At 71.4% G+C, this 21,734-nt stretch carries 19 protein-coding genes; 8 read left to right on the forward strand and 11 right to left on the reverse strand.

Going from position 1 to position 21,734, the window contains the following annotated elements; translation table 11 throughout:
* Positions 1 to 134: 134 nt before the first annotated feature.
* Complete coding sequence (locus OWM54_RS06055) at positions 135 to 2,591, reverse strand: ABC transporter permease (RefSeq protein ID WP_223746560.1); 2,457 nt, start codon at positions 2,589 to 2,591, stop codon at positions 135 to 137.
* Positions 2,592 to 2,888: 297 nt separating this feature from the next.
* Between OWM54_RS06055 and OWM54_RS06060 the strand changes: the two genes are divergently transcribed.
* Positions 2,889 to 3,800, forward strand: a complete 912-nt coding sequence (locus tag OWM54_RS06060) for a flagellar motor protein MotB (RefSeq protein WP_267696868.1) — start codon at positions 2,889 to 2,891, stop codon at positions 3,798 to 3,800.
* A gap of 3 nt (positions 3,801 to 3,803) precedes the next feature.
* Here the strand turns inward: OWM54_RS06060 and OWM54_RS06065 are convergent, their stop codons facing one another.
* From OWM54_RS06065 to OWM54_RS06075, 3 genes are all read right to left on the reverse strand, one after another.
* Positions 3,804 to 5,705, reverse strand: a complete 1,902-nt coding sequence (locus OWM54_RS06065; protein ID WP_223783122.1) for an OPT family oligopeptide transporter — start codon at positions 5,703 to 5,705, stop codon at positions 3,804 to 3,806.
* Between the two features lie 126 nt (positions 5,706 to 5,831).
* Complete coding sequence (locus tag OWM54_RS06070) at positions 5,832 to 6,317, reverse strand: FKBP-type peptidyl-prolyl cis-trans isomerase (RefSeq protein WP_141331737.1); 486 nt, start codon at positions 6,315 to 6,317, stop codon at positions 5,832 to 5,834.
* 67 nt (positions 6,318 to 6,384) lie between these two features.
* On the reverse strand, positions 6,385 to 7,662 hold the full coding sequence (locus tag OWM54_RS06075; protein WP_223783123.1) for a dicarboxylate/amino acid:cation symporter: 1,278 nt from the start codon (positions 7,660 to 7,662) through the stop codon (positions 6,385 to 6,387).
* A gap of 105 nt (positions 7,663 to 7,767) precedes the next feature.
* On the opposite strand from OWM54_RS06075, the gene OWM54_RS06080 reads away from it, so the two are divergent.
* On the forward strand, positions 7,768 to 8,406 hold the full coding sequence (locus tag OWM54_RS06080; RefSeq protein WP_223746555.1) for a hypothetical protein: 639 nt from the start codon (positions 7,768 to 7,770) through the stop codon (positions 8,404 to 8,406).
* Between the two features lie 191 nt (positions 8,407 to 8,597).
* Here OWM54_RS06080 and OWM54_RS06085 read toward each other — a convergent pair whose 3' ends face one another.
* From OWM54_RS06085 to OWM54_RS06105, 5 genes are all read right to left on the reverse strand, one after another.
* Entirely contained in the window at positions 8,598 to 9,380 is a 783-nt protein-coding gene (locus OWM54_RS06085; RefSeq protein ID WP_223746554.1) for a DNA-methyltransferase, read from the reverse strand.
* 55 nt (positions 9,381 to 9,435) lie between these two features.
* A complete protein-coding gene (locus tag OWM54_RS06090) occupies positions 9,436 to 10,341 on the reverse strand; it encodes a DUF2381 family protein (protein ID WP_223746908.1) in 906 nt (301 codons plus the stop codon).
* 10 nt (positions 10,342 to 10,351) lie between these two features.
* Positions 10,352 to 12,346, reverse strand: a complete 1,995-nt coding sequence (locus tag OWM54_RS06095) for a serine/threonine protein kinase (protein WP_267701093.1) — start codon at positions 12,344 to 12,346, stop codon at positions 10,352 to 10,354.
* A gap of 800 nt (positions 12,347 to 13,146) precedes the next feature.
* Positions 13,147 to 14,304, reverse strand: coding sequence for a TfuA-like protein (locus tag OWM54_RS06100; RefSeq protein ID WP_267696869.1), 1,158 nt, complete (start codon positions 14,302 to 14,304; stop codon positions 13,147 to 13,149).
* Positions 14,301 to 15,410, reverse strand: coding sequence for a YcaO-like family protein (locus tag OWM54_RS06105; RefSeq protein WP_267701094.1), 1,110 nt, complete (start codon positions 15,408 to 15,410; stop codon positions 14,301 to 14,303). Before OWM54_RS06105 ends, OWM54_RS06100 begins: the two co-directional genes overlap by 4 nt.
* A gap of 255 nt (positions 15,411 to 15,665) precedes the next feature.
* Here OWM54_RS06105 and OWM54_RS06110 point away from each other — a divergent pair, with 255 nt between their 5' ends.
* Positions 15,666 to 16,142 (forward strand): peroxiredoxin, encoded by a 477-nt coding sequence (locus tag OWM54_RS06110; RefSeq protein WP_141333400.1) that lies wholly within the window; start codon positions 15,666 to 15,668, stop codon positions 16,140 to 16,142.
* A 1-nt stretch (position 16,143) separates the two neighbouring features.
* Here the strand turns inward: OWM54_RS06110 and OWM54_RS06115 are convergent, their stop codons facing one another.
* Positions 16,144 to 16,722, reverse strand: coding sequence for a TIGR02265 family protein (locus OWM54_RS06115; RefSeq protein WP_223783126.1), 579 nt, complete (start codon positions 16,720 to 16,722; stop codon positions 16,144 to 16,146).
* A 175-nt stretch (positions 16,723 to 16,897) separates the two neighbouring features.
* Here OWM54_RS06115 and OWM54_RS06120 point away from each other — a divergent pair, with 175 nt between their 5' ends.
* The 5 genes from OWM54_RS06120 to OWM54_RS06140 all read left to right on the forward strand — a co-directional run bounded on the left by OWM54_RS06120 (position 16,898) and on the right by OWM54_RS06140 (position 20,525).
* Positions 16,898 to 17,533: an RNA polymerase sigma factor gene (locus tag OWM54_RS06120; RefSeq protein ID WP_223746550.1), complete on the forward strand. Its 636-nt coding sequence runs from the start codon at positions 16,898 to 16,900 to the stop codon at positions 17,531 to 17,533.
* Positions 17,533 to 18,063, forward strand: coding sequence for a zf-HC2 domain-containing protein (locus tag OWM54_RS06125; RefSeq protein ID WP_267696870.1), 531 nt, complete (start codon positions 17,533 to 17,535; stop codon positions 18,061 to 18,063). The genes OWM54_RS06120 and OWM54_RS06125 overlap by 1 nt, the downstream gene beginning before the upstream one ends.
* A 5-nt stretch (positions 18,064 to 18,068) precedes the next feature.
* Positions 18,069 to 18,578 carry a hypothetical protein gene (locus tag OWM54_RS06130; RefSeq protein WP_255652834.1) on the forward strand — a complete coding sequence of 170 codons (510 nt, stop codon included), beginning with the start codon at positions 18,069 to 18,071 and terminating at the stop codon, positions 18,576 to 18,578.
* Positions 18,579 to 18,695: 117 nt separating this feature from the next.
* Positions 18,696 to 19,277: a DUF4136 domain-containing protein gene (locus OWM54_RS06135; protein ID WP_223746548.1), complete on the forward strand. Its 582-nt coding sequence runs from the start codon at positions 18,696 to 18,698 to the stop codon at positions 19,275 to 19,277.
* Between the two features lie 105 nt (positions 19,278 to 19,382).
* Positions 19,383 to 20,525, forward strand: coding sequence for a chemotaxis protein (locus OWM54_RS06140; RefSeq protein WP_267696871.1), 1,143 nt, complete (start codon positions 19,383 to 19,385; stop codon positions 20,523 to 20,525).
* Positions 20,526 to 20,674: 149 nt separating this feature from the next.
* On the opposite strand, the gene OWM54_RS06145 is transcribed toward OWM54_RS06140, so the two are convergent.
* On the reverse strand, positions 20,675 to 21,676 hold the full coding sequence (locus OWM54_RS06145) for a DUF5996 family protein (RefSeq protein WP_267696872.1): 1,002 nt from the start codon (positions 21,674 to 21,676) through the stop codon (positions 20,675 to 20,677).
* Positions 21,677 to 21,734: the final 58 nt, after the last annotated feature.

Genomic DNA, 21,734 nt, shown 5'->3' on the forward strand with positions numbered 1-21,734 from the left:
GGAGCCATTCCTTCCCTTCCAGGGAGTCCCTGACATGTCATTCATTCATTTCGTGCCGCCCGGTGTGCCGGGTGTTGTCACCGTTGTGTCTGCTGTTGGCGTGGGGCTGTCGTCCGGAGGAGGGCCCTGCCGGCTCAGTCGTACCGGAGCGCGATGATGGGGTCCACGCGCGAGGCCCTGCGCGCGGGCAGCCACGTGGCGACGAGGCCCACGGCGAGCAGCGCCAGGGGCGCGAGGAGGAAGGCCCACGGGTCCAACGCGCTCACCCCGTGCACCAGCCCGGACACCACCCGCGTCAGCGCCAGCGCGCCCACGAAGCCCAGGCCCACGCCCGCGCCCACCGAGCCCAGGCCCTGGAGGAACACCAGCCGCACCACCTCGCCGCGCGTGGCCCCCAGCGCCAGGCGCACGCCCATCTCCCGCGTGCGCTGGCTCACCAGGTACGACAGCACGCCGTAGATGCCCACGGCCGCCAGCCCCAGCGCCAGCGCCGCCATCAACCCCAGCAGCACCATGTTGAAGCGCTCGGAGCCCAGCGTGCGCGCCACGTGCGCGTCCAGCATCAGCGTCTCCGACACGGGCTGCCGCGGGTCCACCGCCCACAGCTCCTTCTGCACGGACGCCACCACCGCCGCGTGACTCCCGGGCGACTTCACCACCAGGTTGCGCGGCAACATCCGCACGAGCAGCTCGTTGAGCCTGCGCGTCACCTGCCCCGTCGGCACGTACAGCACCGCGGGCGCCTCCTGGTCCAACCCCCGCTCACGCACGTCGCGCACCACGCCCACCACCCGGCGCGGCGTGTCGTCCCGGAGCGACGGCACCGAGTGCGCCACCCGGATGGACTTGCCCACGGGGTCCTCGCCCGGCCAGTACTTGCGCGCGGCCGCCTCGTTGATGACCACCACCGGCGCCGAGCGCGACGTGTCCGTCTCCTCCAGCCACCGCCCTCCCACCAGCCCCAGCCCCAACGTGCGCGCGTAGCCCGGCGACACCGGCCGGTACTGGCCGAAGCCCACCCCGGGGCCGTCCTCGCGGCCCTCGTACTTGCCCTCGATGGCGAAGCCCATGCTGGAGCCCATCTCCATCGGCAGCGTGGGCGTGGAGCCCACCTCCACCACGCCGGGCAGCGCGCGCACCCGCTCCTCCACCTGGCGCAGGAAGCGCTCCACCGCCTCCGGCTCGCCGTAGCGGCCCTCCGGCAAGGACAGCCGCAGCACGTGCACGTCCGTCGCGTCGAAGCCGGGCTTGACCTCCTGCAGCGCACCGAAGCTCCGGATGAGCAGCCCCGCCCCCACCAGCAGCACCACCGCGAGCGCCACCTGCCCCACCACCAGCACCTTGCGCGTGCGCCCCGCCCCCGCCCCCGCCGTCGCCCGCTGGGCCCCCTCGCGCAGCGCGTCCTGGAGCCTGGGCCGAGAGGCCTGCCACGCCGGGAGCAGCCCGAAGAGCAGCCCCGTCACCACCGACAGTCCCAGGGAGAACAGCAGCACCGTGCCCTCCAGCTCCACCTGAGTCCCCGGCGTGAGCAGCTCCGGCGGCGCCAGCGACAGGAGCGCGGGCAGCGCGCTCGACGCCAGGAGCACGCCCAACCCGCCGCCCACCAGCGACAAGAGCAGGCTCTCCGTCAGCAACTGCCGCACCAGCCGCCGGGGCGCCGCGCCGAGCGCCGCGCGCACCACCAGCTCCCGCTGCCTCGCCGCGGAGCGCGCGAGCTGGAGGTTGGCCAGGTTGACACACGCGATGAGCAGCACCAGCCCCACCGCGCCCAGCAGCACCCAGAGCGCCAGGCGCAAATCCCCCGCGAGCGCCGCCCGCAGGTCCACCGCGCCGAAGAACTCGTGGGCGCGCATCAGGTGCGGCTTCTGCGCCGTCAGGCGCGCGCTCAGCGTCTTCAACGCGGCCTCCACGCCCTGGGGCGACAGCCCGTCACGCACCCGCCCGGTGACGAACAGGAAGTTGGAGGCCTCGTTGTTCGTCATGTCCAGCTGCAGCGGCGTCCACAGCTGCGCCTCCGCCGGGAAGCGGAACGACTCCGCCGCCACGCCCACCACGGTGTAGGGCTCGTCGTTGAGCGTGAGCGTGCGCCCCACCACGTCCGGGGCCCCACCGAAGCGGCGCTTCCACAGCCCCTGGCCGAGCACCACCACGCGCGGCCCCCCCGGGACGTCCTCCTCCGGCAGGAAGCCGCGCCCCAGCTGAGGCCTCACGCCGAACGTCTCGAAGAAGTTCCCCGTCACCCGGACCCCCGCCAGCCGCTCCGGCAGCCCGTCCCCCACGAGGTTGAAGCCCGAGGGCAACATCTCCGACGCGGAGACCTGGGAGAAGGGCGAGCCCTCCGACGTCAGCCAGGCGTAGTGGGCGATCGCCAACGTCGTGTTGGGCCCGTCCGCGTCCCGCGCGTCCACCCGCACCAGCTGCTCGGAGCGGGGATAGGGCAGCGGCCGCAGCAGCACGCCGTGCACGACGCTGAAGATGGCCGTGTTCGCGCCGATGGCCAGCGCGAGCGTCAGCAGCGAGACGGCGGTGAACCCCCGATTCTTGAAGAGCAACCGGACGGCGTAGCGGAGATCCTCGAGAAGGACGGCCACGGATGACTCCTTGGGCGGGAATGAGAAATCCTACGCCCGGCCGGCGCCTGCGATTGCACGGTGTTTTGCTTTCCCATGATTGGGATACGCGTGCGCGGGATTGGGACTTCACGGCAAGCCCCGGAGAATCGGGACGAATCGCGCGTCAAGTCGTTCCACGCGGAGGCTCAGGGATACTTTCCCGGGATGAGGCACCTGGGCGTGAGCTTGCGCATCCCCTCGGCGCCATGCGACTCGTTCGTCTTTGGAGCTCACGGCTCACGTGTGAGCTGTCATTCCATCCTTCAAGGAGTCGTCGTGTCGTTCCGGCCCGCGTTCGCGTTGCTGTCGGCGCTGTTCACCCTCGCCCTGGTGCTCCCCTCCGCCGCCTCCGCCCAGGCGAAGACGCTGCCGACCTTCAATCTGCAGCGGATGGAGCTGGACCCGGCGGGGCTCGGCTCGCTGGTGGTGAGCACCGGTCGCACGCTGCCCGCGGGCCTGGTGCGCGTGGGCGTCCAGGGTCACTACGAGCAATTGCCCCTCCACTTCCAGACGCGCTGGGAGCCGGGCGGTGGCATGGGCCTGGTGGAGAACAAGTTCACCATGGACCTCACCGCGGCCATCGGCGTGACGGACTGGCTCCAGGTGGACGCGGAGGTGCCCTTCATCGTCACGCAGGGCGGCTCGAAGCACCTGAACGTGAACGCCCCCGAGGGCCAGGGGCTGGGCTCGCCGTGGGTGGGCGCGCGCACGGCGCTCCTGCGGCCGGACTTCGGCTTCCAGGTGGCGCTGGATGTGTCCGCGGCGATTCCGGTGGGCAGCAAGGCGCTGCTCGCCAGGGACCGGTACGCGGTGCACCCCAGCCTCCAGCTCGGCTTCCTGGCGGAGACGTGGCAGCTGGGCCTGGAGACCGGCGTCCTGCTGCGAGACAAGCAGGACCTGGGCTCGCTGTCGGGCACCCGCGTGGACGTGGTGGGCAACGAGCTGCGGCTGGGCGGCACCGTGACGTCGCGCGCCGGAGACCTCACGCGCGGGGAGATCAGCCTGCTCGTCGGCGTGCCGCTGCAGGGCGGTCAGGCGGGCGCGGAGCTGCTGGTGGCCATCCGCCGCCACACCACGTCCTGGATGGACCTGTTCGTGATGGGCGGCCCGGGCGTGGGCGCGGGCCTGGACACGCCCACCTTCCGCTTCGTGGCCGGCGCGTCGTTCGCCACCGGCCGCGTGGACTGACGACTACTTGGGCATCACGCCGAAGGCCTTCGCCATGGCGATGGCGATGCCCAGCAGGCTCTCACCCGCGATGAAGCCCGAGGAGACGGGGAGCACCATGTCCTCGGCCAGCTTGGGCTTCTTGCGGCGCAGCACCTCGGCGATGGCCGAGCCCAGGAAGAAGGCGATGGAGCTGGAGGCCGGGATGACGATGGCCAACCCGAAGCCCGCCGGCGAGGGGATGTAGCCCTTCAGCTTCGCGGGCGCCCAGCGCTCCAGCAGCACCAGGCAGATGCCCAGCGTCGCGCCGCACAGCGCCCCCCAGCGCGCGGTGACGGGCATCGCGGAGACGCCCGTGGCCAAGAGCTTGGACACGCCCGCCCACACCATGGTGGCCGGCGCGGGGAACTCCTCGGTGCCCAGCGCCTCCGCGTTGGGAATCAGCAGGTTGAACACCGGCACCACCACCGCCGCGCCCGCCACCACGCCGAACAGCTGCGCGACGAACTGCTGACGCGGGTTGGCGCCCAACAGCCACCCGGACTTCAAATCCGTGAGCAGGTCCGCCGAGTGCAGACCCACGCCGCCGGTGGCGTTGGCGCTCATCACGTTGGCGGGGATGTTCCCCGGCGCGAGGCCTCCGAAGATGAGCTGCGTGACGGGGCCGAGCGCCTTGGTGGGCGTCGTGTCCGTCTCGCCGGTGACGCGGCTGGCGACCACGCCCATCACCACCGCCAGCGGCATGGCCAGCACGCCCGCCCACCACGGAATCTGGAACAGGTACGCCATCAGGAAGATGGCGATGGGCCCCAGCACCGCGAAGCCCAGCGGGAACCACGACGGCGGACACTCGATGCCGGCCAGCGGGTCCGTCTCCTCCTGCTGCGCGCCCTTGCCCCGGAACAGCCCCGACAGCGCCTTGAACGAGCGCGCCACACTGCGCCACTGGAAGGCGAACGCCAGCAGGCCCGACGACACCAGCAGCGCCGAGCCCGTCCACACCATCCAGCTGTTGATGGCCTTGTAGGTGATTTCAGGGATGGAGCCCTGCGTCACCATGGCCGGGGCCAGGAAGCCGTACGACAGCACCGCGCCCAGGAACATGGACCAGCCGGTGCGGAAGCTCACCAGCGCGCCCGCGCCCACCAGCAGCAGGCTGAAGTCGAGCGACATCGTCCACGCCGAGGCCTTCTTGCCCAGCATCGTGAAGGGCAGGCTCACCTTCTCCGGGATGTTGGTCAGCCACGGGAAGCGCGCGTCACGCACCAGCACCAGCAGCGCGCCGACGACGCCCGCGCCCGTGAGCAGCCGCGACTTGCGCCGCGCCACTTCACCGTGGCCGTGCAGCGCGCGGATGGTCTCCGCGGTGGCGGTGCCGGTGGGGAACGGCAGCGCCTCGATGTTGATGAGCTGGCGCTTGATGGGGATGGCCGCGAAGACACCCAGCGCGGAGATGACCGCGAACCACACCACCAGCCAGCCCGCGGGCGGCAGCGTGCCGGTGAGCATCAGCAGCGCGGGCACCGCGGCCATGTTGCCGCCGCCCGTCATGTACCCGGCCGCCGAGGCCACCGAGCCCATGGCGTTGTTCTCCAGGTCCGTGAAGTCGTTCTTCAGCACGCGCAGCGAGCGCAGCGTGCTGAACACGGCGAAGGCCAGGATGCAGGCGGTGATGGTGACGCCCAGGCTCCAACCCGTCTTGAGGATGACGTACAGGTTGGACAGACACATCACCGCGCCAATCAACATGCCCGCGATGACGGCGCGAACCGTGAGCTGCCGCGAGCCCCCCTGGTAGACATGTTTGAGCCAGTACAGCTCCGGGTCCTTCTCCGCGGACGCCCCGGGCTCGTCGGCGTTGGCGTCGGTGGGCTGGAGGCGGAGCCCCGTGGGGCTCGGAGTCTGTTGGGACGGGGACTGGCTCATTGGGGGCGAAAAGATAGTGCACGGCCCCCGCTGTCACGAAGCACGGACTCCAGCAGGCAAGCAAAAGGGGCGGGGTACTCCTGCCCCGCCCCTTCGCTCGTCGCCGCAGGGCGTCACGCCCTGGGGTCAGCCGTGGTCGTGCCCGCCCGGCCCGTGGACGTGGCCGTGGGAGAGCTCCTCGTTGGAGGCCTGGCGGACCTCCTTCACGGTGACGTCGAAGTGCAGCGTCTTGCCGGCGAGCGGGTGGTTCAGGTCGATGACCACGTCGTCGCCCCGGACCTCGGAGATGCGCAGGGGGATGTCACCCTGGTCCGTCTGCGCCATCAGCGTCTGGCCGGGCTGGGGCACGAAGCCCGCGGGGAGCATGGCGCGAGGCACCACGCGCACGCCCTCGGGATCATGCTCGCCGTAGCCCTGTGCGGGCTGCACCACCACCTGCTTGCTGTCGCCGGTGGACAGGCCCTCCAGCGCGCCCTCCAGGCCGGGGACGATTTGACGGTGCCCGTGCAGATAGGCGAGCGGCTGGCCGGGCTCGCTCTGGTCGATGACCTGTCCATCACCGAGGTGCAGCCGGTACTCGAGCGAGACGATTGAATCCTTGGCGACCCTCATGCGGGCTCCTTGGGTGCGACGGTGGGACGACTACGCGGAGAAGGATGGGGATGGGTTCATCCCGATGTCAGGAGGTGGAAGGCCCCGCTGCCCGCTCCACGTCCGTGCGAGCGGGCGGCTCTCCGCGCGCCACGTACACGGCGGCGGCCAGGTCCCCGGTGACGTTGAGCGTGGTGCGGCACATGTCCAGGAAGCGGTCCACGCCCAGCACCAGGCCCAGCCCCTCCACCGGAATCTTGAACATGGTGAGGATCATCGCGATGACGGGGATGGAGCCCGCGGGCACGCCCGCCGTCCCGATTCCCGCCAGGATGCAGATGAACATGATGAGCGCCTGCTGCGACAAATCCAGCGGCACCTCATAGACCTGCGCGAGGAAGAGCACGGTGACGCCCTCGAACAGCGCGGTGCCGTTCTGGTTCATCGCCGAGCCGGCCGTCAGCACGAAGCGCGACACGTTGGGGGGCAGCTTGAGGTTCTCCTCGGCGACCTTGAGCGCGGTGGGCAGCGTGGCGCTGGAGGAGGACGTGGAGAACGCGGTGACGATGGCCAGCCGGCAGTCGCGGAAGAACTCGATGGGATTGCGCCCGCCCAGAAAGCGCACCGACAGCGAGTACACGATGAACATGTGGACCGACAGCGCCAGCAGCACCGTGCCCACGTAGGCCGCCAGCTGCTGGAGGATGCCCAGCCCCAGCCTGGCCGTCATGGCGAACAGCAGCGCGCCGACGCCGTAGGGGGCAAGCCGCAGCACGCCGTCGATGAGCTTCATCATCACGTCGTAGAGGCCCTGGAGGGTCTCCTTCAGGCGCTGCACGCCCTCGGTGGGCGTGAGGGCCACGCCCAGGCCGAAGATGAGCGAGAAGACGATGAGGCCGATCATGTCCCCGTCCGCCGCGGCCTTGAGCGGGTTGGTGGGCACCATGGACATGAGCACGGCGCCGAAGGACGTCTCGGACGGAGGGGGCGCGGCCTTCACCTGGGTGCCGCCCCGGGCGAGCGCGCGGGCCTCCTCGCTCAGGCCGTGGCCGGGCTGGATGACGTTGACGAGCACCAGGCCGATGAGCACGGAGATGGCGGAGAACACCACGGTGTAGCCCAGCGTGCGCGCGCCCAGGCGGCCCACCTGCCGCAGGTCCAGCTCCGCCACGCCCATGACGAGGGCCGCGAACAGCAGCGGCACCACGAGCATGAGGAGCAGGCGGATGAAGATCTGCCCCACGGGGGAGGCCACGTTGTTGACGGCCCAGTCCAGCCAGGGTGCACCGCCCGCGAGGGCATTCGCGCCGAGCCCCGCCACCGTGCCGGTGACGATGCCGATGAGCATCTTGTGGTGAGCCTTCATCGCGCAATCTCCGCGTCCTCCCGGCGGGAGGGCAATGGGGCGCGCAGCCTACTGGCAAAGGAAGGTGGCGCCCACCCTCCGCATGAGACAAAGCTGCGCCTCGCCGTGGAAACCCTCGTCCAGCTCACCGAAGCCGCCGTGCCCCCCGCCCTCTTCCGCCGGCTGCTGCGGCGCCTGGGAGTCCTCGGCCGCGAGCGGCTGAAGGACACGTACCAGACGACGTTCTGGTACGACTTCGGCCCGCCGACGAACGTCGTGGAGGACATCGTCACCGCGCTGCGTCCGGCCATCGCCGGCCGGCGGCGCATCGCGGGCGTGGAGTGGTGGCTGTCGCGCATGTATCCGACGGACGTGCGCGTGGACTTCCATCAGGACCGGGACGAGAAGCTGGCGCTGCGCACGGGGAAGCTGGTGCACCCGCGCATCGGCTCGGTGCTCTTCCTCAACCGCGTGCGCGGCGGCGCGCTGGTGGTGACGCGCGAGAAGCCGGACGAGTCCAACCCGTCCCTCGCGCCGTCGCGGCTGGACACCGCGGACCTGGTGACGCCCAGGCCCAACCGGCTGGTGGTGTTCGACGGCTCGCTCACGCACGGCGTGCTGGACGCGCGGAACCAGGTGCCGGACGGGAAGCTGCCGGGGCGCTCGCGGCTGCGGCGCACGCTGGTGATGAACTGGTGGGGACACCGTCCCACCGACGTGCCCCGCTGGTCGGAGACGAAGCTCTACCGGGCACTCGGGGGCTGACGGCGCGTGAGCAGAGGACGCGCCGACCTCGGCGATTCGAGACGCGACGCTGCCGGGCGCTGCGGCGCGTGATGCGGAGGACGCGCCGCTCCTCGCGGCATGCCCCGAGGGCTCGAGGCGCGACGCGACCGGGTGATGAGTCGCGTGATGAACATGGGCCGCGCCTGGCCCCGAGGATTCGAGTCGCGGCGCTACCTGCCGCTCGGGGGCTGAGGGTACGCGGCGACCGTCTCACGCAGGCGGTGGGTGACGCGCTCGGCCCACTCGGGCTCGATTTCGAGGCACGCCGTCTGTCGACCCAGGCGCAGCGCGGCGGCGGGCAGCGAGCCGCTGCCGGCGAACGGGTCCAACACGGTGTCACCGGGTCGGCTGTACGTGCGCACCAACGGCTCGACCACGGAGAACGGCTTGTGGTGGGGATGGCTGCCCCAGCGCGCGGCGTCGCCGTCATCGTCATAGCCGCCGACGACGGCCCAGACGGTGGGCAGGTCCCCGGGCGCGAGCACCGGCTCGGGCGTCCGGGCGATGACGAGCGCGACCTCGTAGACGCGCAGGGTCTGCTCGTTCGCGTTCTTGTCCGTGGTGCGCTTGCCCCAGGTGAACTCGCCGCGCAGGTGGGGATAGCCCAGCGCGCGCGCGGCGGTGAGGATGGGCTCCTTGCCGAGCAGGTTCGTCCAGATGACCAGCGGCGCGTCGGGCGTCAGGTGTGCCAGGGCGCGCGTGAGCCAGGCCTCGGAGAACGCCCGGTAGTCGCGCACCGTCTCGAAGCGGACGATGGGGTTCTGGTCGATCTTCTTGTGCGCGCGCGGGTCCCTCAGGTCCCCGCCCTTGCGACGCCGCGTGAGCAGACAGTACGGCGGGTCGGTGAGCAGCAGCGAGGCGCGGCGCTCGCCCAGGGCCTCGCGGTAGCCCGAGGGCTCGCGGGAGTCGGCGCGGATGCAGCGCGGGGCATCGGAAGGAAGCGGAGGGGTCATCGTCCGGGGCGGCACCCTACACGGTGGGCCACGAGGCTCAAGGCCCCTCGCGCCGTCACTTCACCACCAGTCGGTCCACCGTCAACGTCCGGCCCCGTACATCCCAGAGCTTGAGCGTGTAGCGCCCGGGTGTCAGGGCGGCCTCGTCAGCCAGGAGGACGACCACATCTTGCTCCTCCTCCGCGCGCAGCGGCGTTGATTGCCAGGGAGGCTTCAGCTCCAGCACCTGCCCGGAGTCCCTGGTGAGCGAGCCGCCGCTCGCCACCCACCCCAGGCCCTCCGACTCAGCGGAGATGCCCAGCACCAGGGCACTCCAATGTGAATGGAGGGCCACATGGCGAATCGCCTTGGCGTACAGGTCAGGCCCCTGTGGGGAGGCGGACTCGAGCACCTGGACGTAGAGCGACCTCGAGGACCGCCCCAGCATCGCGACCAATTCCTCCAACGAGCTCGAGGCGCGCCCCGTGGACTGGAGTCGCTCGAGTTCGGAGCGAGCCTGCGCCAGCCGCGCCCTGAGCTCCTCGACCTCCCGCCGATAGGACTCCGCGGTGCGGACGCGACGGAAGACCTCGACCTGCGGTTCACCGCGCATCGGGTCCACCACCAACCAGACCACCAGCTGCTCCGGAGCCGCCCCATCGAGGAAGCGGACCTCGAGGCGCAGCCGCTCTCCCTGGCGGAACGTGGTCGACGGCACGAGCACCAGGTGGTCATCCGCCAGGCCCACGCGATGGAAACGCTCACGCCCCTCCAGCAGGACCTCTTCGGTCCGGATGCGGGCGTCGAAGAAGAGGGTCGTGGCGCGCCCTGGGGAGATGCGGATGTCGAGGGACGGCGCGGCCACTTCGCCGCCCACCTCGAGCCGACGCACAGGGGGCAGACTCGAGGAAGGGGTGGGCCCAGGGCGCTCCGCACCCGAGCTCAGCAGAACGCCCCAGGTGAGCGCGAGGACCGGGAACACGGCGAGCAAGTCACGGCCTTCCGAAGTAGTCGGTAGAGGTGAGCCCCACGATCGTGCTGATCATCTTCTGCTCAGGTGTGCTGTTGACACTGTCGTAGGTCATGCCCACCTGCACGCGCTCGCCGAGATTGGCCACCGACACCTGGAGACAGACCGCCATGCGCTTGCCATTGGGAGTCTCCGCTTCGGACACCCAGATGTAGTACCTCTTCTGTCCGTGAAAGAGCCTCCCGTGGAACTTCGTCCCGCGCGGGAACGCTTCGACGAGGGCTGGATCCGGCAGGTTGCGGTAGAGGTAGATGGAGATGGGACCTTCGGGAGGAAGCGGAATCACCGACACATACCGCTCGCCGGGGGCCTGCAGTGAGAAGTCCGTCCGCGACAGCTGCGAGCTCGGGGAGTAGCCCAGCGCATTCAGACGCTCGATGGAACCCGCCGGGCACTCCCCCTCGGGCGACGTCAGGCGTGTCTGGGGTGAGCCGCCCGCGCAGGCTCCGGCCAGGCACGCCACCGCCGCCGTCTTTCCCAAGGTGCCACTCACCGAGCCACGCTTCCGCGAAGGGGGCGACTCAGGAGTTGGCGCGTCCGAGGGAGCGGGGGCCGCGGAAGCCCACCGGGTGGGAGCCTCCGCGGGCTCGGCGGACGGTGAAGAGGGACGGGCTGTGTCGGGGGGCGCGAGGGGACGACTCGTCACGACAGGACTTCCTTTCTCTGCAGGAGGTGGGAGGGGGACGACCGCCTGCGTGGAGCTCGAAGCGGGCGACTCGCGACGCGAGACACCCAGGGCCACCGCGCCCAGGACGAACAGCACCAGCACGCCCACCGCGACACCGCGCGTCCAGGAAGGCTCGCGGGACGGCGACGTGGGAGCGGGCGGCGGCGGAGAGGACGGGAGCGCGTCCGCCGGCGCGGCGACGGCCTCCGGTGCGAGGGGATGCGAAGGTGTGTTCTCGGCGTCGGAGTCCTGCTCCGCGTCCGACGCGGAGGGCTCGGGCATGCGCACGAGCTCCGGCACCATGCGCACCCGGGGCGTGTTCGAGTCCACGTCACGCGGGGACTCGGGCTCGGGAGGCAGGTCCAGCGACAGCCTCCAGGCGGGCTGACGCTTCTCCTTGGCGACCTCCCACAGGGCCTGCAGCAGCGCCTCCGTGTTCGGGTAGCGGTCCTCGGGGCGCTTGGCGAGCAGCCGCAGCGCGAGGTCTCCCAGCGCGGGAGGCACCTTGGGGTTGACCAGGTGGGGCGCGCGCGGCGTCACCGTCTCGATGGCGGGCAGCAGCCTGTCGTAGGGCAGCCTGGGGTCGAAGGCGTACCCGTCCGTGAGCGCTTCGTAGAGCAGCGCGCCCAGCGCGTAGAGGTCTCCGGGGATGCCCGCGTCGAAGCGCGCGCCCTGCTCCCAGAGGCCCTCGCGCAGGAAGGCCACGCACTCGGGGGGCAACAGATGCGGAGAGGCTGGAGCCACGCCCACCGTCAGCGTCGTCGCGCCCGGCATGCGCACGGTGCCCAGGTCGATGAGGAACGGGCGCTCGTCATCGCGGCGGATGAGGAGGTTGTCGCCCTTCAGGTCGCGGTGGTGCAGGCCTCGGCGGTGGAGGTCCGAGACGGCGCGCACCACCTCGGTGAAGACGGACAGCAGGTGCGCCGCGGAGGGCTTCACGCGCCAGCGCCACTCGTGGAAGGTCTCTCCGTCGATGAAGTCGGTGACGAAGAACAGGTAGCCCTCGGGGGGCTCCGGCCAGCGGTCCACGGCGTGGAGGCGCGGGAGGTTCGGGTGCGGCGCGCAGGCGAGCAGCGCGGCCACCTCGTGCGACAGCCGACCGTTGACGTCCTCCTCCTCGGAGACCTGGGGACCGGCGGGACGCAGCGCCATCTTCATCGTGAAGAAGCGCCCTCCCCGCTCGACCTTGAAGACGCGGCCGAAACCTCCCGCGCCCAGCGACGCCACCACGCGCCACGGGCCCACTTCGCTGCCGGGAACGAGCTGGTCCGGATGGAACGGCGCCGACATCACGGCGGAGAGCCCTCTTGGCGCGAGACCATGCCTTCCCGGCAAAGCACGAGCGCAGCCGCGCGGAGGCAGGGGACGGCCTCAATGCCAATTCGGGCACGTGAGTCTGGCGCGAGGGGCGCTGTGACCACCCAGGAAACGGGGCCGTACAAGGGTAACCTCCAGGGTTGACCCTAGCCTCGATTCAAGGCCTGTCACGAATTTTCCCCACCCGCCAGGTGGGCAACATCGGGTCCGGGAGACCCAACGTCCCCCGTAGTCTCGTGGAGCGGGAGGCCCCGACCGAGCACGGCGCCCCAGGGGGCCCGTGGCGAGGAGGCGTCCGGCTCGCGCCCCACCGCTTCAGGCGCCGGTGAGGGACGGCGCGCGGGTTGGCGGACTCGCCGCTCGAGGCACGCTCGGCGCGTCAGTCGACAGACGCGTCGCCGCACGAGGCACGTATGGCGCCCTCAGGCGATGGGCGCTTCGTCGCGAGAGGCGTCTGGAGGATTCGCCGCTCGAAGCCTGCTCGGCACGTCAGTCGATGGGTTGTTCATCGCTCGCGGCGGTCGAAGGACTCGCTGCTCAAAGCCTGCTCGCACGTCAGGCGACGTGCTCGTCGCCGCTCGAAGCCTGCTCGGCACGTCAGTCGATGGGTTCTTCATCGCTCGCGGCGGTCGAAGGACTCGCTGCTCGAAGCCTGCTCGGCACGTCAGGCGACGCGCTCGTCGCCACTCGAAACATGCTCAGTGCATCAGTCGATGGGTTCTTCATCGCTCGCGGCGGTCGAAGGACTCGCCGCTCGAAACATGCTCAGTGCATCAGTCGACGGGCTCTTCATCGCTCGCGGCGATGTCGAGCGCGGCTTCTGCCCAGCGTCCACGCAACCTCGCCTCGGCGGCGAGCGCTTCATCCCAGGACGGGCCATCCGGCAGCAGCCGTGTCGAGTGCGCGAGCACGAGTCGCTCCAGCGCCCGCTCTTCACACAGCGCGCGCAGTCCCTCCGGGTCCAGCCCGCTCGCGGACAGGAAGGCATCGCGCTTGCGCGCGGGGACACGGCGCTCGCGCCACCACGCCTCCTGCTCACGCGCCACCTCCTCCTCGGTGACGGACAACCCCATCGTCCTCGCCCAGCCCGCGAGCAACGCGCGACGCAGGCCCGCTTCGGCCAGCTCGCGCGCGTCGGGCGCCTGGCTCAACACCTCGAGCACGTGCCCCGAGGGAACCCGCGCATCAGGCACGCGGGTCACGTCCTCCACGAGTCGCCGCCGCCGTACCAGCGAGGAGGGAACCCGACGCGCCCCTCGGCTCGACGGCGCCCCCGAAGCCACCCACTCCTGTGCCGTGCGGATGCAGGCCACCGCGTCGGCGCGCTTCAGGTCCTCCACGCCACGCGAGAACCACTGCGCCCACCCGCGTCGCGTGTCCTCGGGCCAGCGCACACGCTCGCTCATCCGAGCCCAGGTGCGCTCCTGGTAGAACATCTCCGCCGCGACCGACACCAGCTCGCGGGCCCGGGGCGCGCTCAGCACACCGGCCTCACGCGCGAGCTCCGCCACGTGCCGGACGTTGACGAGCGGCACCGTGAGGGGACGCCAGCCGTTCTCGGCATCCGCATGCAGCAGCGCCACCTCCGCGTCGTCCGCCACGACCCCATCGCGGTACCAGCCGAAGATGCGCCCCACGCCCACCATGCCGTGCGGAGCCAGCTCCACCGCGCGCAGCGCTCCCATGCTGGAGCCGCCGAAGACCGCCACGCCCGCCTCCAAGGCGGCCAGCAGCTCGTGGTGCCACACCGAGGGCTGTGCCTCGAAGACACCGTCCACCAACGCGATGGCCCGGGGCCTCGCCCCCAGCGCTCGCCACACGTCGCCCTGCCGCGCCGGAGGCAGCACCACGCACGGTCCCAGCCGCTTTGCCTCTTCGGCCGGCAGCGACGGGCCCAGGAAGACCACCACGTCCTCGGCTCGCCGCTTCACAGGAGCTCCGAGACGCGCATGCCGGGCACCACCACCCGCCGCACATGAAGGCCCGGCACCGGCGCATCCAGCTCCACCGAGGCCACCTGCGTGAATCCCGCCCGCTTCAGCCGCGCCAGCACCCGTCGCACCTGGACCTCCGCGTCCTCGTCCGCCACCGCGCCCAGGTCCGGAAGCTCCGTCACCCGCCGCCGCGCCTTCACCCCCGCGCACGCCTCCGCGAACCCCCGCGCCGCCTCCCGGTCCGTCGAACCCACGTCCTCCCTGGCCCCATGGATGTCCGTCAGCCGCGACTGCGCCGCCTCGAGCAGCGCCTTCAAGAGCGCCACGTCCCGCTCCAGCGCGCACGCGTAGCCCGCCGTGAGCGGCACCGGCCCCTCCTCCAGGTCCACCAACACCGCCGCGCCCACGGGCAACCCCACCGCCCCCGCGGTCCGCGCGGACGGCGTCGCATCGAAGAGGTACACCCCGAAGCCACGCTCCCGCAGACGCTCCGCCAACGCGGCCGTCCTCGGCGCCGAGCGCGCCAGCTCCGCGCCACGCAGCAGCCGCCCCCGCACCGCCTCCTCCGTCCACCCCTCGGGGAACACCCGCGCCAGCTGGTCCCGCTCCGTGGCCTCCAGCAACGCATGCAGCAGCGCCCGCGCCGGCTCCGGATGCGCGCCCGAGCCATTGCTGGTCCACGCCACCGACACCGGCCCCAGCGACACGCCCCCCGGAGGCGTCACGTGCACCCCCTGCGCGGGCACCCAGACGCTCCGCCCCGAACCCAATTCCGTGGCCTCGCGCCACGCACACCGGACACCCTCACCCCACAACCTCGGCTCCACCAGCGCGCCCGCCGAGCCCAGGGCCTGCGCCCCCCACAACGTCCCCAGCCGTCCCTCCAGCTCCGCGAAGGAGCCCCAGGCGAGCCGCCCCGGCGCCACCGTCTCCGCCGCCCACAGCTCCGCCGTCTCGAACAGCGCGCCCCAGGCCGCCTCGTCCGCCGTGAGCCCCTTGCCGTTGCACACCTGGAGCACATGGCCCCCTGGACGCACCGCGCAGGCCACCTCCACGCCCGTGCGGTCCAACCCGGTGACCCGCGCCACCCGCGTCACGCCCATGGCCCGGGCCAGCCCGGACGAACTCACTCGCTCGCTCGACACGCCCGGGCGGATAGCACTCCTCAACAGTTCTTAACACCCCGGCGACATCAACCATGCGATGCAGGACGCGGCCCTCCCTGGGACTCGGGAAGGACACAGTCGCCCCGTCCTGGGGCGAACGCGGCGGGAGCTGGCGAGCAATCGTCACCCAGCCCCGCACCGAAGACGTGGTACCGGTGGACCGTCGCGGCCACCAGAAAGGGAGCTGCCGGAATGCTCGCCATCGGAGACCTCGCGCCTGACTTCGTCGCCATCGACTGTCATGGCGTGCCCCTGAGCCTGTCCGCGCTGCGAGGGCGCCGCGTCGTCCTCTTCTTCTTCCCCAAGGCCTTCACGCTCGGCTGCACCATCGAGAACCGGGCGTTCCGCGACAACCACCTGCACTTGCAGGAGCTGGGCGCCGAGCTGGTCGGCGTCTCCGTGGACACCCAGGCCACCCAGTGCGCGTTCGCCGAGAAGGAGGACATCCACTTCTCGCTGCTCGGAGACCCGGACCGCGTCATCAGCCGCGCCTACGACGTCCTCTGGCCCGTGCTCCGCGTGGACCGCCGCGTCACCTTCATCATCGGCCCGGAAGGCCGCATCGAGGACATCATCCGTCACGAGGTGCGCGTGTACCGCCATCTGGACGACGTGCTCGCCTACCTCGAGTCCCACCCCATGACGGCCGCGTACGACTCGGCCGCCTGAGTCACTCCCAGGCGCAGTGGTACTCGCAGTGGGCCGCGCCCCGCGCCCGGCACATCGGATGCGTGACGCGCGGCGACAGCCCGCCCGACAGCTCGATGGCCCGCTCGTGCCAGCCGATGATGGTGAGACAGTCCGCCTCCGTGACGTTCTCCGCGCTGAAGGTGCGCAGGATGGCGGAGCGAGGCCCCGTGGACTCGTACGTGCGCGAGCCCACCGCGTAATAGAAGCGGTAGATGCGCGGCGCCTGGCTCAACAGGAAGTGCGGCTCTCCGCGCCGGATGAACGCGCTCTGCTCCCCGTGCAGCGCCTCGTCCGCGGACGAGCGGCCCATGTCGATGAAGGCCCGTCCCTCGTCCTCCGGCGACAGCACCTCCGCGATGGCCGAGTCCAACCGCAGGTTCAGCTCCAGCGGATACCAGGCCACCGGGAGGATGGCCTGGCGCAACACGGCCTGGTCCACCGGGGGCAGCCGCCCCAGGACCTCGTCCACCCGAACCTGCCCGCCCACCCGGCGCAGCATGTTCAGGCGCGCGATGAGTACGCCCCCCTTGATGCGAGAGCCCGAGCCTTCCAGAACCATGAGAAGTCCGTGGGTTGCACCAACCTCACGCATTGTGACAGCCGGGTGGCGGAGGCGGCAACCATCCCCCTGCCCGGCCGTCCCTCAACACGCTGTTATTTCTAGGGAAACATGATTTCAGATTCACCGCGGCCGTGAAAAATAACCTGGGGGGGTGCTGGGGGTTGAGGCAGTCGTGAGCATCAGGGAGACAGGCGGCCAGGTGGTGGCGATGCCGTCTCGCCGGCTGGCCCTGGAGGGGGCACCGGACGAGGTGCTGTGCCGCGCCTTCCTGGACGGGGAGACGGCGGCGTTCGAGGTGCTGGTGCTGCGGCACCGGGCGCTCATCTTCTCGCTGGTGCGCCGCTACACGACGCGGCCCGAGGACGCCGCGGACCTGACGCAGGGCGCGTTCCTGCGCGCGCTGGAGGCCTCGCGCCGGGTGTTCTCGCGCTTCACGCCGACGGGGCCGGCGCCGTTCCGGGCGTGGCTGGTGCGAATCGCGCTCAACCTGGCGAAGAACCACGCGCGCCAGGGGCAGCGGTGGCGGCCGGTGCTGGTGGAGGCCCCCCGCGAGGACGTGGCCGAGGCGCCCGGGGAATCCGCGCAGGACGGGTTGGAGCGGGCCGAGCGGGCGCGGAAGGTTCGCGAGGAGGTCCTTACCCTGCCCCGTCGTCAGCGCGAGGTGCTGACGCTGCGCGTGGACGCGGGCCTGGCGTTCAAGGATATCGCGCAGACGCTCGGCATCACCGAGAACAATGCGAAGGTTCAGTTCCACCATGCGGTGAAGCGCCTGAAGGCGCGGGTGGGTGAGCCGGAGGAGAAGCACTGATGGCCGCATGCCCGGACATGGAAGCCCGACTGGACCTGCACGCCGCGGGGGCCCTGGAGCCCGAGGAGTCGGTGCCGCTGTTGCGGCACGTGGAGGCGTGCGCGGGGTGCCGCGAGGCGCTCGCGCAGTCGATGGAGGTGCTGTCGCTGGTGGCGCTGCCCGCGCCGACGGCCGCGGAGAAGGCCGCGCAGGACACCGTCCCCCAGCGCGCGCTGGAGACGTGGAGGCGCGAGCGCATGAGCCAGACGCTGCGACGGCGCACGGTGGGCTCGCTGCTGGCCGCGGCGGCGGTGGTCGCGGCGATGGTGCTGATGCCGGGCCTGCCGCGTCCGTGGACGACGCAGGGGGCCTCCCCCACCGAGTCCGCCGATGTCCGCGCCGAGGAGCGCGCGGTGGAGGCGCAGACGCTCGCGGACTTCGAGGCCTGGGCGGGGCTGGAGCCGCTGGAGGCCGGGGCGACGTGGGAGGACGAGGAGTCCTTCGAGGACCTCAAGAGCTGGGACGACGACCTGCTGGGAGAGACGTTGTGAAGACGATGACGCGCACGTCGTGGGTGATGCTGTCCGTGGTGCTCGTGCCCTGGCTGGCGCTGGCGAAGCCCGGTGACAAGGGCGAGGAGCGCTCCGCGCGCGTGACCGAGCGGATGGAGCGCCTGGAGAAGCGGCTGCGGCTGCGGCAGGTGCTGGCGCTGTCGGAGGCGCTGGAGCTGGACAACCAGCAGGCGCTGAAGATGGAGCAGACGCTGCGCCAGTTCGACGAGAAGCGCAGGCCGCTGCGCGAGCAGGTGCGGGAGGCCGCGCGCACGCTGCACCAGGCGGCCCGGGGTGACAGCGCGGCGCTGGCGCAGGTGGACGCGGCCGCGCAGCGCGCCTTCGAGGCCCGTGAGCGCATCACCGTGCTGGACCGGGAGATGTACCAGGCGCTGGCGAAGGAGCTGCCCGCGGACAAGCGGGCGAAGCTGGCGCTCACCCTGGCCAGGGACGGTGGCCGGATGAAGCGGCCCTGGAGGGGCGAGGGGCCGGGCGACGCGGGCGCGGACGACTGAGCGCGGGTGCGCCCCGGGTCCGGGACAAACAGGCATCCAACCCGGAGTGCGGCGCGGGGGCATGACTACCGTCAGGGAGCCGACGGCGCGTGTCGCGCCGTCACCGAGGAGGCTTCCATGCGTCCGCTGATTCGACTCGCGCCCCTGTTGATGGCGTGTGCCCTCACGGCCTGCGCCGGCATCGACGTGAGCACGAACTACGACCCGAGCGCCGTCCAGCAGCTCGACGGCTACAAGACCTACGCGTGGCTGCCGCAGCCCCAGGGCAGCGACAAGCGCGTGTACAACCCCATCGTCGGCGGTGAGGTGGAGCGGGCGGCGGACGCCTATCTCCAGTCGCACGGCTACCAGAAGGTGGAGGCCAATCCGGACTTCCTCCTCGGCTGGCACGGGGCCATCGACAACAAGCTGGAGGCGGACACCGTCAACGCGTACTACGGCTATCCGTACGACCCGATGTGGGATCCGTTCTACGGGGGCGGCCCGGTGGCCATGTCGGCGCCGGAGACGGTGGTGCGCGAGTACGAGCAGGGGACGCTGATCATCGACGTGGTCGACGCCCAGTCGAAGAAGCTGGTGTGGCGCGGCCAGGCCCAGTCGGAGATCGACGACAGCGCCAAGGCGGAGAAGCAGCAGTCGCGCATCAACAAGTCGGTGGAGGAGATCCTCGAGCGCTTCCCACCCCGGGGTGGAAAGTAGCCAGGTGCGCGTGTCCGGCGCCGAGGCGTCGGACGCCGGACACGCCCGCTGTCCTGGAGGTCCGGTCGTGACGTGGCGGGGACGTGAGCAGCTTGAGCCGGCTCCATGTCCCCTCCGCGCCGACTCGTTGGATGCGTCCTGCTGCTCCTCTGGGTGAGCGGCTGCTCCGTCGCGGCGCCCCGCTCGGAGCTGGTGCGGCGGGTGGGACGTTCGGACCTGTCCGTCGAGGCGCTGCGCGTCCGCGTGCGGGACATGGCCCGGCGCTTCTCGGGGTTGTTGGAGGCCTCCGCGGATGAAATCGCGGCGGAGTCCGGCTCCGAGGAGGTGCGCGCGGCGATGACGCGGTTCAAGATCAACGCGGTGCCCGCGATGCAGGCGGCCCTGCTCCAGCCGGACCCCGTGGCGGCGCTGGTGGATGCGTGGGCGCTGCTCGCGCAGCTCGAGCTCGCCCTGCCCCCGCGGGCGACGGGCGCGGGCGCGTCACCGGAGCTCGTGGCCCGGGCGGAGCGGATGTTGCGCCAGCAGGAGGCGGAGGTGGAGGCGCTCTGGAAGGACGTCTGCGGACGTCAGGACGTGGAGGGCGCGCGGGCGCGGGTCCATGAGTGGGCCGCGAAGCACCCGCTGGTGGGCCCGCTCGTCACGCGGGTGTCCACGGTGTCGTTGCTCGCGGAGGTGACCTCGATGTCCGGCATGGGGGCCCTGGGGACGGCGGGGGTGCTGGTGGAGGATGTCCGGGACCTGACGGCGCGCGTGGACCTGTATGCGGCGTCACTGCCGCGGCAGGCGCGCTGGCAGGCGGAGTCGATGGCGCAGGATGCGCTGAAGGCGGTGCCCACGCGCGAGGTGCTGGCGGACCTGGGGCGCGCCGTGGACACGCTGGAGCAGTTCGGAGCGCTGGCGGCGGGGACGTCCGCGCTGGTGGCGCGGGAGCGGAGCGCGATGCTGTCCGCGCTCACCTCGGAGCGCGAGGCGCTGCAGCGCTTCGTCGAGCAGGAGCGACGGGCCTTGATGGTGGAGGTGGCGGGCGAGCGACAGGCCGTGCTCTCCGCGCTCCACACGGAGCGGGTGGAGACCCTTCAGCAGGGCGAGCGCATCGGCCTCGGGATGGTGGACCTGACCTTCCAGCGCGCGACGCTGCTGGTCGACCGGGTGTTCCTGTGGCTGCTCGGGATGACGCTCGTGGGCGTGCTGGGGGGGCTGGGCCTCGCGGCGCTGCTGCTGCGCGCGTGGAGGCGCAAGCCAGGTTGAGTCGCGCGACCTCCCGCCGGGCGCGGAAGCCACGCCCCCGTCCGCTCTCGCCCCCCATCCGCCGCTTGCGGCCACCTGCTGAGCGCGGAGCCACGCGGCCTCGTTCGAACAAACCCTCACGAGGCCACGCGGACCGCCACCAGCTCCACTCAGGGACTCGCGTCGGCGGGAGGCTGCTCGGGCAGGGTGACGCTCCTCCACGCGCCCTTCACGCTCTCGGGGATGATGAGGGGCCGCTCGCAACGGGCGCGGTCCCACTTCCCCAGGTCCGCGCACGCGTCGTACGTGGACTGGAAGAAGTCGAGCAGGAAGGCCCTCGGGTCCTTCGCGCGCCGCACGGCCTCGTACGGCAGCAGGAACTCCTTCAGGTTCGCGTCGTACCCCGCCCCCGAGGGCTTCACGCTCGCTTCAGCGAACCCCTTCGGCTCGGGCGCCGCGTAGCAATAGAACGCCGCGCCACCGAGCGCCTCCGTGCCGGGCCAGAAGCCCACGCTGCACACCTCCTCGCAATACGCCTCCGCCGTCACCGCGTCCGCGCCCGGCCGCGCCGGAGCGGGCCGCCCGCCGAAGCGCGTCACCGCCAGGTCGAAGCTCCCCCAGAAGAACTGCACGGGGCTGCACTTGCCCGTGAAGCCCGCGCGGAACGCCTTCATCGCGATGTGGGCCTGCAACAACGCCCGCCACCAGTTGCGCACGTGCCCGGGCACATACGTCGCGTGGTGCGTGTCCTGGCTGAAGGGCGTCGTGTCATCGGGAATCTCCACCGGCTGCTCCCAGATGTGCACCTCCACGCCCAGCTCGCGCAGCGTCGACATGACGTCCCGATAGAACTCCGCCACCGAGCGCGCCGTCAGCTCCATGACGCGCACGTCTCCACGGCTCGTCAGGAAGCGCAGCTCGCTGGCCAGGAAGTCGAAGTCCACCTCGAAGCTCCCATTCCCATAGGGAATCAGCCCCGTGGTGAGCCCGCGAGACGTCACGCGGAACGACACGTTCCACCAGTGGTTCTCCGGCGGCGTCAGCGCCAACCGCACCTTGCCGAGCACCTGGGTGTAACGGTGCAGCGTGGCATAGGTGTCCTTCCACTCCGCGAAGGGCAGCGCGGGCCACGCCTCCTCCCGCGTCCCGAATCCGGATGTCGACAGGGCCATGCGGCTCCCTCCTCAAGGGCCACGTCCACCTGGGACGGTGACCCCAGGGGCACGCCCG

The organism is Myxococcus sp. MISCRS1, assembly GCF_026626605.1.
Lineage (GTDB): Bacteria > Myxococcota > Myxococcia > Myxococcales > Myxococcaceae > Myxococcus > Myxococcus fulvus.